Source organism: Pseudarthrobacter sp. GA104, assembly GCF_009741265.1.
Lineage (GTDB): Bacteria > Actinomycetota > Actinomycetes > Actinomycetales > Micrococcaceae > Arthrobacter.
Genome location: NZ_WOWL01000001.1, coordinates 1,195,619 through 1,211,662, shown reverse-complemented (window position 1 = coordinate 1,211,662; position 16,044 = coordinate 1,195,619). Strand labels below are relative to the sequence as shown.

At 67.0% G+C, this 16,044-nt stretch carries 15 protein-coding genes; 4 read left to right on the top strand and 11 right to left on the bottom strand.

The features are described 5' to 3' along the window. Positions 1-177: 177 nt before the first annotated feature. From fdhA to GK109_RS05395, 4 genes are all read left to right on the top strand, one after another. Positions 178-1,395: a formaldehyde dehydrogenase, glutathione-independent gene (gene fdhA, locus GK109_RS05410; protein ID WP_157238965.1), complete on the top strand. Its 1,218-nt coding sequence runs from the start codon at positions 178-180 to the stop codon at positions 1,393-1,395. 103 nt (positions 1,396-1,498) lie between these two features. Then, complete coding sequence (locus GK109_RS05405) at positions 1,499-1,849, top strand: GNAT family N-acetyltransferase (protein WP_157238964.1); 351 nt, start codon at positions 1,499-1,501, stop codon at positions 1,847-1,849. 172 nt (positions 1,850-2,021) lie between these two features. Further along, the gene (locus GK109_RS05400) at positions 2,022-2,945 is read left to right on the top strand and encodes a serine hydrolase (protein ID WP_157238963.1); all 924 of its coding nucleotides are present in this window, start codon (positions 2,022-2,024) and stop codon (positions 2,943-2,945) included. 45 nt (positions 2,946-2,990) lie between these two features. Further along, positions 2,991-4,361: an MFS transporter gene (locus GK109_RS05395; protein ID WP_370460419.1), complete on the top strand. Its 1,371-nt coding sequence runs from the start codon at positions 2,991-2,993 to the stop codon at positions 4,359-4,361. Between the two features lie 14 nt (positions 4,362-4,375). Here the strand turns inward: GK109_RS05395 and GK109_RS05390 are convergent, their stop codons facing one another. From GK109_RS05390 to GK109_RS05345, 11 genes are all read right to left on the bottom strand, one after another. After that, complete coding sequence (locus GK109_RS05390; RefSeq protein ID WP_157238961.1) at positions 4,376-5,128, bottom strand: metalloregulator ArsR/SmtB family transcription factor; 753 nt, start codon at positions 5,126-5,128, stop codon at positions 4,376-4,378. A 45-nt stretch (positions 5,129-5,173) separates the two neighbouring features. Continuing rightward, the gene (locus tag GK109_RS05385) at positions 5,174-6,409 is read right to left on the bottom strand and encodes a mechanosensitive ion channel family protein (RefSeq protein WP_231754803.1); all 1,236 of its coding nucleotides are present in this window, start codon (positions 6,407-6,409) and stop codon (positions 5,174-5,176) included. Between the two features lie 131 nt (positions 6,410-6,540). Continuing rightward, positions 6,541-7,224 (bottom strand): glycerophosphodiester phosphodiesterase family protein, encoded by a 684-nt coding sequence (locus GK109_RS22205; protein WP_370460418.1) that lies wholly within the window; start codon positions 7,222-7,224, stop codon positions 6,541-6,543. Next, positions 7,188-7,625, bottom strand: a complete 438-nt coding sequence (locus GK109_RS22200; RefSeq protein WP_255428736.1) for a glycerophosphodiester phosphodiesterase family protein — start codon at positions 7,623-7,625, stop codon at positions 7,188-7,190. The genes GK109_RS22205 and GK109_RS22200 overlap by 37 nt, the downstream gene beginning before the upstream one ends. Before the next feature lie 208 nt (positions 7,626-7,833). Further along, on the bottom strand, positions 7,834-9,108 hold the full coding sequence (locus GK109_RS05375) for an MFS transporter (protein ID WP_157238960.1): 1,275 nt from the start codon (positions 9,106-9,108) through the stop codon (positions 7,834-7,836). 250 nt (positions 9,109-9,358) lie between these two features. Beyond that, a complete protein-coding gene (locus tag GK109_RS05370; RefSeq protein ID WP_157238959.1) occupies positions 9,359-10,633 on the bottom strand; it encodes an AGE family epimerase/isomerase in 1,275 nt (424 codons plus the stop codon). A 44-nt stretch (positions 10,634-10,677) separates the two neighbouring features. Then, positions 10,678-11,421 (bottom strand): sulfite exporter TauE/SafE family protein, encoded by a 744-nt coding sequence (locus tag GK109_RS05365; RefSeq protein WP_321215478.1) that lies wholly within the window; start codon positions 11,419-11,421, stop codon positions 10,678-10,680. Continuing rightward, the gene (locus tag GK109_RS05360) at positions 11,422-12,861 is read right to left on the bottom strand and encodes an NAD-dependent succinate-semialdehyde dehydrogenase (protein WP_370460417.1); all 1,440 of its coding nucleotides are present in this window, start codon (positions 12,859-12,861) and stop codon (positions 11,422-11,424) included. Positions 12,862-12,937: 76 nt separating this feature from the next. Then, complete coding sequence (locus GK109_RS05355; protein WP_157238958.1) at positions 12,938-13,753, bottom strand: carbohydrate ABC transporter permease; 816 nt, start codon at positions 13,751-13,753, stop codon at positions 12,938-12,940. 4 nt (positions 13,754-13,757) lie between these two features. Continuing rightward, entirely contained in the window at positions 13,758-14,720 is a 963-nt protein-coding gene (locus GK109_RS05350; protein WP_157238957.1) for a carbohydrate ABC transporter permease, read from the bottom strand. Then, positions 14,717-16,003, bottom strand: coding sequence for an ABC transporter substrate-binding protein (locus tag GK109_RS05345; protein WP_370460416.1), 1,287 nt, complete (start codon positions 16,001-16,003; stop codon positions 14,717-14,719). The genes GK109_RS05350 and GK109_RS05345 overlap by 4 nt, the downstream gene beginning before the upstream one ends. Between the last annotated feature and the right edge of the window lie 41 nt (positions 16,004-16,044).

Sequence of the window (16,044 nt, the reverse complement as noted above, 5' to 3'; positions counted from 1 at the left end):
GATATGACGGCCCACCCGTGCTTAGACTGGGCGCACCCCACCTCGAGGATGCCCTCCGGCAACTGTTTCATGAGCTGCCAGCAGATGCTGGACGGTGCCTGTCCGGCGGGGTGCGCATCACCACTCATGAATCACGGCCGCCCCACCGGGCCATCCGTGGGATAACAGGAGAAAAAGATGACAGGGAACAAAGCCGTTGCCTACAAGGGGCCGGGAAAAGTCGAACTGATTGATATCGACTACCCAACGTTCGAACTCAAGGACGGGCCGGGCGTCAACCCGGCAAACGTCGGGCGCGCCGTCAACCATGGCGTAATCCTCAAGACCGTGGCCACCAATATCTGTGGTTCGGACCAGCACATGGTGCGCGGCCGCACCACGGCACCGCCGGACCTGGTGCTGGGGCATGAGATCACAGGCGAAGTGGTGGAGGTGGGCCGTGACGTTGAATTCATCAAGGTCGGGGACCTCTGCTCGGTGCCGTTCAACATTGCCTGCGGCCGGTGCCGGAACTGTAAGGAGCGCAAGACGGGCATTTGCCTGAACGTGAACCCGGACCGCCCGGGCAGCGCATACGGATACGTGGACATGGGCGGCTGGGTGGGCGGCCAGGCCAACTACGTGCTGGTGCCGTACGCCGACTGGAACCTGCTGAAGTTCCCGGACAAGGACCGGGCCATGGAGAAAATCATGGACCTCGCCATGCTTTCGGATATCTTCCCCACGGGATTCCACGGTGCCGTGAGCGCCGGTGTGGGGGTTGGTTCCACGGTGTACATTGCGGGGGCCGGTCCCGTGGGCCTGGCAGCGGCCACCAGCGCGCACCTGCTGGGCGCCGCCGTCGTGATCGTTGGCGACCTGAACGAGGACAGGCTGGCGCGGGCGCGCAGCTTCGGCTGCGAAACGGTGGACCTCACCAAGGGAGGCCCGGCGGAGCAGATCGAGCAGATCCTCGGGGTGCCCGAAGTGGACTGCGGCGTGGACGCGGTGGGCTTCGAGGCGAGGGGCCACGGACACGGCAAGGATGCCGAAGAAGCGCCGGCCACCGTGCTGAACTCGCTGATGGACATCACCGCTGCCGGCGGTGCGCTGGGCATCCCGGGGCTGTACGTGACGGGTGATCCGGGCGGCATTGATGAGGCAGCCAAGAAGGGTTCCCTCAGCCTGAGCCTGGGTACCGGGTGGGCCAAGTCGCTGAGCTTCACCACGGGCCAGTGTCCGGTGATGAAGTACAACCGGCAGCTGATGATGGCCATCCTGAACGACAAGGTGAACATCGCCAAGAACGTGAACGCCAAGGCGATCACGCTTGAGGAGGCGCCGCAGGGCTACGCGGAGTTCGACGCCGGTGCAGCAACCAAGTACGTCCTCAACCCGAACGGCTACCTGAGTTAACCCGGACTGGCGGACGGTGGGTCCGGGCAAGGGAAGGGTGCGGGAACAAGTGTCCCTCGGCTGTGGTTAGCTGAAGGACACACCGCACAGAAGGAGATTCCCCTTGAGCGACATCACCGTCCGCCACAACCCCGGCCGCGGGCGCTTCGAAATCCTCGACGCCGGCAACGTGATCGGCAAAGCCGCATACAAGGATTACGACGGCGGCGCCGCGCCGCAGCGGATTTTCTACCACACGGTGATCAACGAGGAGTACGGCGGCCAGGGACTGGCGGGCCAGCTCGCCACCGCCGCGCTGGGTGCCACGGTCAGCGCCGGAATGGGCATCGTCCCGGTGTGCCCCTACATCAAGAAATTCCTCGCCAAGCATCCTGACTACGCGGATCACACAGTGCGTGTTGCTCCCGCGCACCTGGAGTTCCTGGACGCCGCATTGGCTGCCCGCACCCGCTGACGGACATCGCACCTGCGCGGACGCGGGTGCCATGTCCACAAAGGGGTGCGGGACATGGCGCGCCTGCGGCTTATCAGGCCGCTCCCAACCTTCAATGGTCTAATCAACATCGCATCGCGTGCGCTGGGGCCGCGTGATGCAGACCGGGTTGTTGAAGGAGACAGGAGCCCCTATGTCGGTGGACCAGAAGAAGTTTTCGTCCGGGCCGGACTCCCGCCCGAGCCGCCGCGGGGCGGGAAGGCGAAGGCTTGCGGTGTTGTTTTGTGCCGTGGCGCTCGTGATTGCCGCCACCTTTGTCCTGGCCGTCCAGCGTTCGGTGCCGCTTGACGGGTTGGAGGGATCGGTCCCGGCGGCCGCGCCCGCGGAGCCTGTTGCCGCCGCCCCGGATTCCCTGCAGGACCGCATCGACTCACTCCTGACGGAAAAGGCCGGCTACCGGATCGGGGTGGCCCTGGCGGACGTTTCCGGTGGTGCAGCCCTGACCTTCGGGGACCAGGAGGCCTTCAACGCGGCGAGCACGGCAAAGATCATCACGGCAGCGGCCTACTACCGCTTGGTGGAGAAGGGCGAGGCGCGCCTCGACGACCCCCTGGGGGACTACGACGCGGCGTTCCAGCTTGAAGCGATGGTGAACCAAAGCAACAACGATTCCTGGCTGCTCCTGATGAATGCCGTGGGCTACCCGGAGCTGATCGCCTACGCCGCCTCGATCGGGGTTACTTACGATCCCGAGGAGAACCTCCTGACTCCTGCCGCGATGGCCAGTGTCCTCAAACAGCTTTACGCCGGGGACCTGCTGAACGCGGAAAATACGGCGGAACTGCTCGGCTATATGCAGGACACGAACAACGAGGACCTGATCCCCGCCGGCTCCCAGGCCGGAATCGAGGTGTTCCACAAGTACGGGGAGTTCGACCGGCACCTGCACGATGCCGCGGTCCTGGATTACCGCGGCTCATCCTTTGCGCTGGTGATCTACACCGAGAATGCGGAAGGAGGGGAAGCTGCCGGACAGGCCGACACCATCCGCGAACTGACAGGACTGGTTGAGGAAGCTTTGTTCCCCCCGGTGCAGGCCGGGAACCAGGGCGGATAGTCCATCAACTCGCGCCGCCTGCACCGTGTGCGCCAGACTGTTTCCGTGAGCAACAAACCCCGGACTGCCCTGGCCGTCGCCGGCCTCAGCCTGGGCACGGCACTGAACCCCCTCAACTCCTCCATGATCGCCGTTGCCCTGGTGGTGCTCCGCGCGGACTTCGGGCTCGACGTCGCCGCCGTCACCTGGGTGGTCACGTCCTTCTACCTCGCGTCCGCGGCAGGCCAGCCCGTGATGGGCAGGCTGGCGGACCGGTTCGGCCCGCGGCGCATGTTCATGCTCGGCATGGCCTTGGTCGCGGTGACGTGTGCGCTGGCGCCGTTTGCCCCGAACTTCGCCCTGCTCTGCGTGGCCCGTGCGGTGATGGCGCTCGGTACGGCCACCGCGTACCCCAGCGCTGTGGTGATGGTGGGGGCCATTGCGCACCGGGCCAATGTGGAGCCGGCGCGTCCTCTTGGCCGGCTTCAGATGGTGAACACCTCGGCCGCTGCGGTGGGCCCAGTCGTTGGTGGACTGCTGGTCAGCCTCGTTGGCTGGGAAGCCCTGTTCCTGCTCAACGTCCCGCTGGCGCTGGCTGCACTGTTGATCGTCCGCCAGGCAGCACCCAGGGACGAGGCCCGGGAGCGCGGCAGCGTCGCGCAGCTGCTGCGCGACTCGGACATCCCCGGGATCCTGGGATTCGTGGCCGCGCTGCTGCTGGTGATGATGGCCGCACTGAACGTCTTTCCTGCCTACCGCTGGTGGATGCTGGCCGCCGGAACGCTCATCTCCGCACTGTTCGCCTGGCGCGAGCTGCGCTTCGACCGCCCCTTCCTTGACCTGAGGCTGCTGGGACGCAACAAACCCCTGATGCTCATCTACCTGGCCTTCGCGGTGTTCAGCAGCGTGTACTACTTTGTCTTTTTCGGGCTTCCCCAGCTCCTCCAGGAAGCCGGCGGCTACGATCCCGGCGTTGTGGGCCTCCTGATGCTGCCGCTGGCGGGCCTGTCCGTCCTGGCCACGCCCTGGGCGGTCCGGGCGATGGGAAGGTTCGGCGTGCGGCGGGTGCTGATTGCCGGCGTCGTCATCCTCACCGTGGCGGCCGCGCTGATGTGGCTGCTGACCGGCACGCTGGTGATTCCGCTGGTGGTGGTGCTGACTGCCCTGATGGGCGTCCCGTACGGAACGGTGGGCATCGCCACCAACCAGGGCATGTTCGTTTCCATCGGGCCGCAGGAGCGCGGCGTTGCGGCGGGCATCTACCAGACCTGCCGGTATGTGGGCGCCATCACCGCCACCGTGATGATCGGCGTCTTCGCGGGCGGCGGCGTGGACCAGGAAAGCTGGGCCCGGATGGTCCTCGCGATGCTGGTCCTGTGCGCGGTGACGTTCGGCGTGAGCCTGCTGTGGCGGCAGCGTCCCGCACCCCGCACCTAGTTGGGGCGGCCGCCCTAGGTGTACATCAGCGAGCCGGGCGTGGTCAGTTTCTCGCCGGTCTCCAGCCAGGTCTTCAGGCCGGAGAGGATCATCGGCCAGCCGCCGTAGAGCTGCTCGTTGGCGCCTTCGCGGAGGTCGCTGTGGGTGACGGTCAGGCGGCAGGAATCGCCCACCTGCTCGATGTCCCACGTGATCTTCGAGGTTCCCTCGGCCTTGACGTCCTCACCCCAGAGGGCACGCATGGTTTGGACCAGCCGGCGGGGCGGGTCCACCTCCAGGTTCTCGCCCTCACCCAGCGGAGCACCCGCCTTGACGTTGTTCATCGTGAAGCTGCCGCCAGGGGTCCAGTCCGTTTCGATGGTGTTCCCGAACTGGTACTTGCTGCGGATCTCGCTGTTGGTGATGGCTTCCCAGAGCCGTTCCGGCGTGGTCTTGATGTAGATTTCGAAGATTTTTTCCATGGGACTTTCCAATCTGGATTTGAGGTCGCTGAGGCCAGCGGCCCATGGTTCTGCGTATTTGCTCACCCAGCGGTCGTGGACGAGCCGGATGGGCACCGGGTTCAGGAAATGCAGCTTTTCACGCCCCCGACGGCGGGCCACCACCAGTCCGGCTTCCTCCAGGATCCTGAGGTGCTTGGCGACCCCGAACCGGCTCATGTCGAAGCGGCCTTCGAGGGCGCCGAGGGTCTGCCCGTCCTCGCGGAACAGCTCGTCGAGGAGCTCCCGCCGGGTGGGGTCTGCGAGTGCCTTGAACACGGCATCCATGGGAACAATGATATGTGACCATTTGGTCACATATCAAGGGCTTTCCTAGTTCCGTGCGGCCAGGGTCTGGTCCCGGTCCTGGAAGACATCCTCGCCGGGGCCGGTGAAGGCACGCGAGCGCTGCACGGCCTCGATCGAGCCGGTGAACAGCTGTGATTCGTGCGGATCCGCGGCCGTCCGGGCGCCGTCCCGGTTGGACGTACCCAGCCCCCGCAATGGCTGCCGGCGGCGGGCGGAGGTGCCGCCGTCGGACGCTGTCTCGGTCCAGCGCTGCTGGGGGAGCGCTTCCGGATGGCCCTGCTGCAGGAAGGTGACCATGGCCTCGCGGATGAGGCAGCGCAGGTCGAAGAGCGCGGCGCTGTCCGCGGCGCTGACCAGGATGCGCACCCGGACGAACCCGCCGGTGGCGTCGGTGATCTGCAGGATGCCCACGCGCTCGTCCCACAGGTCCGTGCCGGCGAGGACGGACCGCAGCTCGGCGCGCATGTCCTCCATGGGGGCGCGCCAGTCGAGGTCGAACTCCACGGTGCCCATCACCTCGGACTGGCGCCGGGTCCAGTTCTCGAACGGCGTGGTGGTGAAGTAGGTGGACGGGAGGATCAGGCGGCGGTCGTCCCAGATGTGGACCACCACGTAGGTGAGGGTGATTTCCTCGATCCGGCCCCACTCCTTCTGCACCACCACAACGTCGTCCACGCGGATGGCGTCCGTGAAGGCCAGCTGCATGCCGGCGAAGACGTTCACCAGGGAAGTCTGCGCTGCGAGGCCGGCGACGATCGAGATGACCCCGGCGGAGGCCAGCAGCCCGGCGCCGAGGGCCTGGATGGCCGGGAACGTGAGCATCACCGAACCGGCGGCAAGCACCACCACCAGCGCAACACCGATCCGCCGGGCCAGGATCATCTGCGTCCGGAGCCGCCGCGCGCGCCGGTTGTCCGCAACGTCCACGCTGTACCGGCCCAGGACCACCGCCTCGATGATCAGCAGTACGGCCACGGCCAGCCAGGCGAGGGAGCCGATGAGGGATATCAGCAGCAGGTGGTCGACGGCGCCGTGCCAGCTTTCGCCGGCTGCCGTGAGTCCCAGCGCGGTGCGGACGCCGATCAGGCACAGTGCCAGGCGCAGCGGCTGGCGGGCAACCCGGGACGTGGCCTGCAGTTCCGGACGCTTGCGGTTGAGGCGCAGGACGAGCTTGCGCAGCAGCCAGGACAGGACCAGGCCTGCGGCCACTGCCAGGGTGACGGCAATGAAGGGCATGGCGGGATTGAGTAGGTCTTGCATCCTTTAACCTCTACCAACGTCGCGCCCGGGGCCGAAATCCGCCTCCGCCCCGGCGTGGTGCAAAGGCACGACGGCGGCTGCCGGACTCCTGTGCGGATGTCCGGCAGCCGCCGTCGGGCATCGTCCGGAAATCAGCCCTGCAGCGAGTAGGCCTTGGGCAGCTTCAGGCCGCGCTCTTCCATGAGGGTGCGCAGGCGGGTGGGGTAGTCGGTGATGATGCCGTCCACACCCAGGTCCATCAGGCGTTCCATGTCCGCGGTGGTGTTCACGGTCCAGGGGATCACGGGCAGGCCCAGCCCGTGGGCTTCGGCGATCATCTCAGGGGTGACGGAGCGGAACGCCGGGGAAATGACGTCATACCCCTGGGCGGCTGCCGCCTTGGCAAGGGAGCCGTCGTAGTCGTCGATGTCGATGCCGCCCAGGTTGGGGCTGGCGCCGGGCTGGCCCACACCCATCCAGGCGTCTCCGCTGGAGAGCGCCACCAGCGTGAGCTCGGGCGCGATTTCCCGGGTGAGGTTGAGGGAGGACCAGTCAAAGGACTGCAGGGTGGTGCGGTCCGCCATGCCGGAGGCCTGGATTTCGGCCACCACGGCGCGGGTGAGGGATTCCATGCCGGCGCCGCCGATCTGGCTGCCCTCCACCTTGGTCTCCACGTTCAAGCGGACCTTCTCGGCGCCCGCGTCACGCACCAGCTGGTAGACGTCCTTGAGCTCGGCGATCCGGTTGCCCTCGACCACATCCTGCTCCGGGTAGCCGGCCAGCTGCGCGTAGCCGCAGTTCAGCGTCTTGACCTGGGCCAGGGACAGTTCGGCCACGCGGTCCCCACGTAGGGGAATTCGGGGTCGCCGGCGGTGGCCGGCGCGGTGTCGATGCATTTGGTGGCCTGGATGGTGTCGTCGTGCCAGACGATCACGTTGCCGTCCTCGGTGAGGTGCGTGTCCAGCTCGAGGGTGGTCACGCCCAGCGCCAGGGAATTCGTGAACGCGGCCAGGGACTCCTCGGTCCATTCGCCGCGGCCGCCGCGGTGGGACTGCAGGTCGAAGGAGCCGTTGCGTTCGTTTACCTTCGGGGCCGTTGTTGCCTGCGCCGCCGCTCCGGCAGCGTTCGACGACGGCGTGCCGGCGTCGGTGTCCGGGGCGGCGGCGGCGGGACCTGCCGAAGCAAACGCGGCGGCGATGAGGGCGGCGGCTGCCGCGGACGTCAGGACTTTGCGCATGTGGTGGTTCCTCCTGGATGACGGGGCCGGCGTTTCCGCCGGTGACCCGTCAACGCTAGGAGGGGCAGGTTGCGGTTCGGGTGCAGGGAGTTGGAGGGGAGGTTAACGCGGAACGCCGGGCCGGCGCGCTGGGTCCACCCGCCATCGATTGCTCCGCAAATGTCGTTATGAGCGGTGAAAACGGCCGGTACGGAGCAATCGATGGGGGTTAGGGACGGGGGCGCGACGGCGGTGCACTGGTTTCCGCCACGGGAACCTCCTCCGAACGGACGGGGCGGGGCTCCAGCCACACCCGCTCCCGCGGTCCGGGCGGATACGCGTGCGTCTTCCCTGCAAGGGCGATGATCCACGCCGCCACCACCGGCAGCGCCGCGGCGACGGGAACCAGCAGCGGTCCGCCCACCACCAGTGCCGCCGAGCCGTACAGGGCGCCCACCGTGATGCCCAGCTGGATGGTCAGCACAGTGAGGCCGTTCGCGGCTTCCTGGAACTCGCCCCCGGCCCGCAGGATGGCGGACTGGTTGTAAATGCCTATCGCGCCGAGTCCCGCACCCCAGACCGTCATGAGGAGCAGGGCCACGGGGAAGTTGCCCACCGCGAGAGGGAGGAAGAACATGGAAAGGGCGATCACCGCCGTCGTCATGAGCAGGGAACGCCGGGGCCGGGAATCCACGGTGAGGCCCGCGACCCAGATTCCCAGCAGCCCGGATCCGCCAAGGACGGTGAGCGAGAGGCTGATGGCGTAGTCGGGGAAGCCTGCCTCGCGGATGTACGGCGCGATGTAGGTGAACAGCGCGAAATGGGCCAGGACCAGCAGCGGCCAGGCGATGGCCACCGACTTGACTCCGGGCTGTGCGATTGCCTTGCGCAGTGAGGGACGGACGGCGTCGGAAATACGCTGGACCCGCGGCAGCAGGAAGAACGCCAGCACCGTCAGGACCAGCCCGAACCCTGCCAGCACCAGGAACGCCGAGCGCCAGCCGAGGAACCCGCCCAGCGCCGTGCCCACGGGCGCGCCGATAGCCAGGCCCAGGCTGTTGCCGCTGAAGACAATGGCCAGGGCCTTGCCCACCTTGTCTGCCGGAACCACCCTGGTGACGAACGGGGCCATGGTGGTCCAGAGCAGGCCGTGCGCCAGGCCCCCCACCAGCCGGGCGATCATGGCGGCGGTGAAGTCCGGCGCGAGTCCCACCATCGCATTGCTGAGCGCGAACGTCAGGACGAGTCCCACCAGCAGCGCATGGCGGGGAATCTTCCCCAGCAGCCGGGCAGCCGGGACCACCGTGACCACAATGACGGCGGCATAGGCCGCGGCCAGGTAGCCCGCAACCGGCTCGGACACGTTCAGGCCGCTGCTGATCTGCGGCAGCAGCCCGGACGGCAGGAGCTCGGTGGTGATGGCGGTGAAGGCGATGGTGGCCAAAACCACCATCGCGGCGTACGGGAAACGGGCAGGTTCCGGCGCGGGAATGGCGGAGGACATGGGGGAAGGATCCATTCAAGGGGGAGGGGTGGAACGCGGCTCGCTGGCCGGGCAGTTCCTCCCTTAAATTTACAGGATCGCGGCCCCTGCTCCATGCCGTTTCCGGCGCGTCGGAGCGTGTCCCCGGACGCAATCCGCTTTCCGCCGGAGCCGGCTACCGGGTGCCCAGGTCTGTGTCCGTGCGGGACCCCGGCCGGACGGACCTGCCGCCCTGGCAGGTGCAGGGGGCCTGCACCTCGATCCGCAGGAATCAGCGGCCTGCAGGGTCCTTGTCCTGGCTGGTCCCGGTGATGCGTGCGTCCAGCAGGCCCGCCGCAACTGCCGGAGCCAGACCGGGTGCCAGCGGAAGGCGCGGGACCACCAGGCAGTGCCACAGGTGATAGATGTCCGCCTTGCCGGACCAGACGGTGGAGGTGACATTGCCGTTCTCGTCGAGCTCCTGCTTCCAGGACCCGTGCTCGTAGTCGATGAACCAGTCGCGGGCGTGGTCCCAGATCCGCTCGTACCAGTCCGCATACTTCTTCTCGCCGGTGGCGATGTAGAGCGCCGCAGCACCGCCGATGGCCTCTGCCGGCACCCACCGGATGCGGGTGGTGACAACGGGCTTGCCCTCCCAGTCCACGGTGTAGACAAATCCCGGGTGGCCGTCCGGCTCCCACGCGTCACGGATGGCTGCGTCGAACAGGCCCCGGGCGTCTTCCAGGAGCCAGGCCGGAACGTCCAGGCCGCGGGCTTCGAGTCCGGCGCGGAGGTGGAGGAGCAGGCGCGCCCACTCAACCCAGTGGCCCGGCGTTCCGCCGTAGGCGCGGAACTGGCTGGCCCGGTCATCGGTGTTGTACTCCGGCATGGGGTTCCACTCCGGGTCGAAGTGTTCGAACACCCGGTAATTGTTGTTGCGCGCGAACTTGTGGATGAGCACCTCGGCGATGTGCAGGGCCCGCTCAAGCCAGCGGTTCTCCCCGGTCACGTCAGCGACGATCAGGTAGGCCTCGACCGAATGCATGCTGGCGTTTCCGCCCCGGTATGCCTCGGTTTCGGTGAATTCCCGGTTCCACGAGTCGAAGCACATGTTGGCCTGGTGGTCCCAGAATTTCGTGTCGGCGATCCGGAGCGCCTCGTCGAGCAGTTCGCGCGCACCGGGCCGCCCTGCGGCGACGGCACTGGCAGCGGCGAGGAGCACGAACGAATGCTGGTAGCCGGACTTCGTATCGTTTACCGGTCCGTTTTCGTTGACCTCGGCGTACCAGCCGCCGAACTCATCATCGTGCAGGGCCCCGTTGAGTGCCGCGATCCCGTGGTCCACGAGTGTTGCGGCACCCGGCCGTCCCATGAGGGCGGCGACGGAAAAACTGTGGACCATCCGGGCGGTAATCCAGAGGTGGGTCGGCTTGTCGGTGAACACCTTGCCGTAGTTGTCGAGCCAGCCGAATCCTGTCGGGACCTTTGAGGCCGCGGCGAAATTGATCAGCCGGTCGGTTTCCGCCTCGAGCCAGCGTGCGTGGGCGGCACTGTTCAGCCACGTCATGTTGTTTCCTCTCTCTGTTACGGGTGCAAGCGAAGTTGTTGGGGTTACCCGACGGCGTCGAGGACGCCCCGGATGATGGTGGCGGCCGCCCCCAGGTAGGCCAGGATGATCAGGAGTATCTGCGCGGCGCGGGCGGGGACATACTTCGAAGCGATGTCGCCCAGCACCAGCCCACCCAGGCAGGCCACGCCCACGGCCACCCACATGCCCCACGGAAGCGCGGGAAATGTGGCCGGCGCGGTCAGTGCCTTGGAGATCAGCGAGAACGTCCCAATGGTGAAGAAGTACGGCTGCATGGTGGCTGCGAAGGACTTGTGCTGCCACCGGGTGGCGATGGAGTACATGCTGACCGCCGGTCCACCCACGCCGGCGGCTGTGTTCATGAACCCGCTCAGGCCGCCGGCCGTGAAGAGGTAGCGGCGCCGTGCCGGAAGGGTGACGGACTTGAGGGCCAGCAGGACAGTCAGTCCGACGGCGAGGATCACCCCGATGCCGATCTCGAGCACCGCCGGTGGAACGAGGCGGATCAGGAAGGCCGCGGGGATGATCCCGAGCAGGGCCGAAGCCGTGAGCAGAACGTACCGTTTCCAGTCAATGTCCCGCACCACACGGAAGATGATGGCCCCCGCGGTCACGGCACCGCACATGTTCACAAGCACCACGCCTTCCACCGGGCCCAGGAGCAGGACCAGGAAGGGTGCAGCCACCAGGGCGAAGCCCATTCCGGTGATGCGCTGCATCCCGGCTCCCATCACCACGGCGCCTAGCACCAGCCCGGTGGTCAGCACCTAGGGCCTCCAGGCCACGTACTGGACCTCCTCGAATTCCTCCAGGCCCAGGCTTGATCCTTCCCGGCCCAGCCCTGACTGCTTGGCGCCGCCCATGGGCGCGAAGGCCACGGACGGGAGTGGATCGTTCACGCCCACGATGCCCGCTTCGAGCTGCTCCGGAATGTCCCAGCCGCGCCTGGGGCTGCTGCTCCAGACGTAGGCGGCCAGGCCCATTTCCGTGGCGTTGGCTTTCCTGATGGCTTCCTCCTCCGAGGAGAAGGTTACGACGCCGGCTGCCGGGCCGAACACTTCCTCCGTCACCAGGGGTGCGTCGTCCGGGACGTCCGCCAGCAGGGTGGGTGCCAGGAAGGATCCCTGGCCGGGAACATCGGTGCGTTGGGTGAGGCGTCGGGCGCCGCGCTCCAGGGCATCGTCGATCAAGGCCTGGACCGCGGTGACCCGGTCGGCGTCGATCATGGGACCGAGGTCCGGAACCTGGCTGCCGCCGTCGGGAACGCCGTGGCCGATGCTCATCGCGTCAAAGCGCGCGGCCACCTTGGCGGCGAACTCCTCGGCGATGCTCTCCTGGACCAGGAACCGGTTGGCGGCCACGCAGGACTGCCCGGTGTTGCGGAGCCGGCCCAGGACGGCACCCTCGACGGCGGCATCCAGGTCGGCGTCCTCGAAGACTATGAAGGGCGCGTTGCCGCCCAGCTCCAGCAGCGGCCGGACCACCCGTTCGGAGGCGGAGGCCATGATCTGCCGGCCCACGCCCGTGGAGCCGGTGAAGCTGACGGCCCTGACCGCGGGGTGGGACATCAGGGCAGCGGTGACCTCGCGGGAGGGGCCGTGGACCAGGTTGACCACGCCGGCGGGGAACCCGGCGTCGTGCAGGACTTCGAACAGCCCGGTGGCAGCCAGCGGGGCCTTCTCGGACACCCTGCCCACCACGGTGCAGCCGGCAGCCAGCATCGCGGCGAGCTTCCGGGCCTGGATGGAGACCGGGAAGTTCCAGGGCGTGAGGCTGAGGGCCACGCCGATGGGTTTGCGGAGGCTCAGGTGGCGGCGGCCCTGCAGTTCGGGCGGGCTCACGGTGCCGGTGGCGCGGCGCGCTTCCTCGGCGAACCAGCGGAAGTATTCCACGGAGAAGTCCACTTCGCCCTGCGCTTCAGGGAGCCGTTTGCCCGCTTCAAGCGCCAGGGTGTGGGCAAGTTCGTCGCGGCGTTCGGCCAGGAGGTCGGCGGCGTTGCGGAGCAGGTCCGCCCGGTTCCGGACGGTGGTGCGCGACCAGGAACTGAAGGCCTCCGCCGCGGCGTCGGCGGCCTTGGTGGCATCCTTGCCGGTGCCCCAGGCCACCTCGCCCACGGTGCTGCCGTTGCCGGGGTCAGTCACGTCCTTGGCGGTTCCGGCGGTGTTCCAGGTGCCGTTGACGAGGTGTTGGGCTGACTTGAGGTTCACGAATGATGCCTTTCATTGGGCTGGAAGGGGTCCATTGCGGCGGGGCGGGCGCGGCTGGCCGCCGTCGTCGTGACGCTCATCCCTTGCTGGCGCCTGCGGTGATGCCGGCCACGAAGTAGCGCTGCAGGAAGACGTAGGCCACCACCACGGGAAGGGAGGCCATGATGACGCCGGCGAACAGCAGCGGGTAGTTGGTTTGGAACTCGCCCTGGAAGCTGAGCAGTGCCAGCGGCAGGGTGCGGTTGCCGGGTGACTGGATGAACAGCAGCGGGTACAGCAGTTCGTTCCAGTGGATCACGAACAGGAAGATGGCGGCCGCGGCGATGGACGGGGCGGACAGCGGCAGGGCGATCGAGACGTAGGTCCGCCAGGGGCCCGTGCCGTCGATCGAGGATGCCTCGTAGAGTTCCTTGGGCAGGGTCCGCATGAACCCGCCCAGGATGAAGACGGCAATGGGCAGGGTGGACACCAGGTTCGCCACCACCAGGCCGGCCAGGCTGTCCAGGAGACCCAGCCGCCCAAACAGCACGTACAGCGGCACCATGTTCGCCTGGGCGGGGATGGCCATGCCCAGGACAAGGAAGCCGAAGATGGCCCAGGACATGAAGCCGCGGAGCCGGGAGACGGCGTAGCCGGCCAGGCTGGCAAGGAACAGGGTGAGCGGAACGGAGATGGCGGTGACAATCACGCTGTTCCAGAACGAAGACCCGAGATCCTGGCCGCCGATCACTTCCGCGTAGTTGGCGGGGGAGAGGGACTGCGGCAGGCTGAACGGCCCGGCGAACAGTTCCTGGGTGGACTTGAAGCTGCCGAACCCCACCACGGTCAGCGGAACGATGATGATGACCGCGTAGATCGCGAGGATTCCGCGGCGGGTTATTGACGCGAGCATGCTGTCATTCCCCCTTCGGGGTGAGGCGGAGCAGGCGGCGCTGCAGCCAGGTGACCAGGGCGATCATCGCCATGAAGATGATCGACTGGGCAGCGGCGTAGCCGAACTCCGAGTTGGCAAAGGTGCTGTAGATGCGCGTGGAGAGGATGTCCAGGGACTGCTTGGGCGGGTTGCCCGCGATGCCGAGGATCAGGTCGAAGGCCTTGAACGACTGCACCGTGGTGTAGGCCACCACAATGGACGTTGCCGGTGCCACGAACGGCCAGGTGATGGACTTGAACTGCTGCCACTTGTTGGCACCGTCCATCTCGGCCGCCTCGTAAAGTTCCCGCGGGATGGCCTGCAGGCCGGCGATGTACACCACCATCATCTGCCCGGCGTGGAACCACACCTGCGTCACGGCCACCCAGTACAGGGCCTGGGCGTCGTTGCCGAGGTAGGAGCTCTGGAGTGATTCCAGGCCTACGCCGCCCAGGACCGAGTTGGCCAGGCCGAAGTTGGGGTCGTAGATGAACTTCCAGATGAAGGCCACCGAGACCGAGGACAGGATGGTGGGGAAGAAGAACAGCGCGCGGAGCAGGACGCTTCCCCGGGAGTTCTTCGTCAGCAGCAGCGCCAGGATCAGCGAGAACAGCGTCTGCGCGATCACCACCAGCAGCACGAACTTGAGGTTGTTCGTCAGCGCGTTGGTGAACAGCGAGTCCTTGGTGAAAGCCCGGATGAAGTTGTCCAGGCCCACGTAGTTGAACGCTGCCGAGAAGCCGTTCCAGTCCGTGATGGCGTACTGGAAGGCCTGCAGGGTGGGCATCACCAGGAAGAAGGCGATGACGGCCACCGCGGGAAGCGGGAACAGGTATAGTGCCGGATTCACCCGCGTGGGCGAGCGGCGGCGCTTCTTCGAGGCGTCAGTTTCGGTGTGTTTGTCCGGCGCCTTCCGTGTGGGCGCCGTCCCGGGATGGATGCTCATAGCCGTTCATCAACAATCTTCTGGGCGGCCTCCGCTGCCTGCTCCGGGCTGGTGCCGGAGATGACGGCGGTGGCGCTGGCTTCCACGGCGTTGCGGACGTCGAGGTTCTGGAACTGGAACCGCGCCGCCAGCGCCGTCTTCTTGTCCAGCCACGGGCTCAGCCGCTTAAGGTCCGGGTTGGTGTAGTCCACATTGTTCACGGACACGTGCTGGGCGGTCTTGTTGGCGTAGTAGCCGGCGTTCTCCGGCTCGGAGAGGAAATCGATCCACGCGGCCGCCGCGGCCTGGTTCTTGCTCGCAGAGTTCACGCCCAGGATGAACGTGGCGTTGTAGACGCCCTCGTACTTGCTGTTGCCGTCCGAGGTGTTGGGGAACACCAGTTCGATGGGGAACTGGGCGCCCAGGCCGCGGACGGCGGCGATGTGGTAGGAGCCGGTGGCCAGCATGGCGGCCTTCCCCTGCGAGAACAGGTTCTGGGCCGGCTCCACGGCGGTGCCCGTGGCGTTGGGCTGCAGGTAGGGGACCAGGTCCTTGTACTGGTTGAGCATCTTGATGAACCAGTCGTCAGTGACCTTCAGCTTGCCCTGCTCGATCTGGGCGCACATGTCGTCCACGGGGGCGTTGTTGGCGATCATGTTGTTGAACAGCTGGCCGCCGTTTCCAACATCGCCGCCCGGCCAGGAGATGGGAATGACGCCGGCCGCGGCCAGTTTGTCGCACATGGCCAGGAAGGAATCCCAGTCCTTCGGGGCAAGCTCGGCGCCGGCCTTGTCGAACAGGTCAACGTTGGCCATGGGCATGGGGAAAACCACCTGGTAGGGCAGTCCCAGCTGGCTCTCCCCGGACTTGCCGGCGGAGAGCAGGCCTTCCTGGTAGTTGGAGACAGCCTTGCTGCCCTTCAGGTCCGTGTAGATGCCGGCGTCGGTGAAGTTCTTGAACTGGGCGCCGCGGAAGGTGGCAAAGGCGTCACCGATGGAGCCGCCGCGGAGTTTCTGCAGGGCCTGGGCGTTGTAGTCGTTGGACGTGGAAATGTCCTGGGCAACCTCCACGCCGTCGTGCATCCCGGCGAAGCGCTTGATCAGTTCGTCGAACACCGCTTTGTCCTCGCCGCGCCAGTGGGCGAAGGACACCTTGCCGGTGACGGCTCCGGTGGAGGGCGCGGCAGGGCCGGTGGCGCCGCCGGGTGCGGTGGAACCGCCGGGCCCGGCACATGCTGCCGCCGTGGCGCCGAAGCCCAGGGCTCCGAGAACAGCGATGGCCTGCCTGCGTGAAATCTGACTCACAATAATCTCCTCGTTGAGTGTTTGCTGTGCCTTGTTTACTT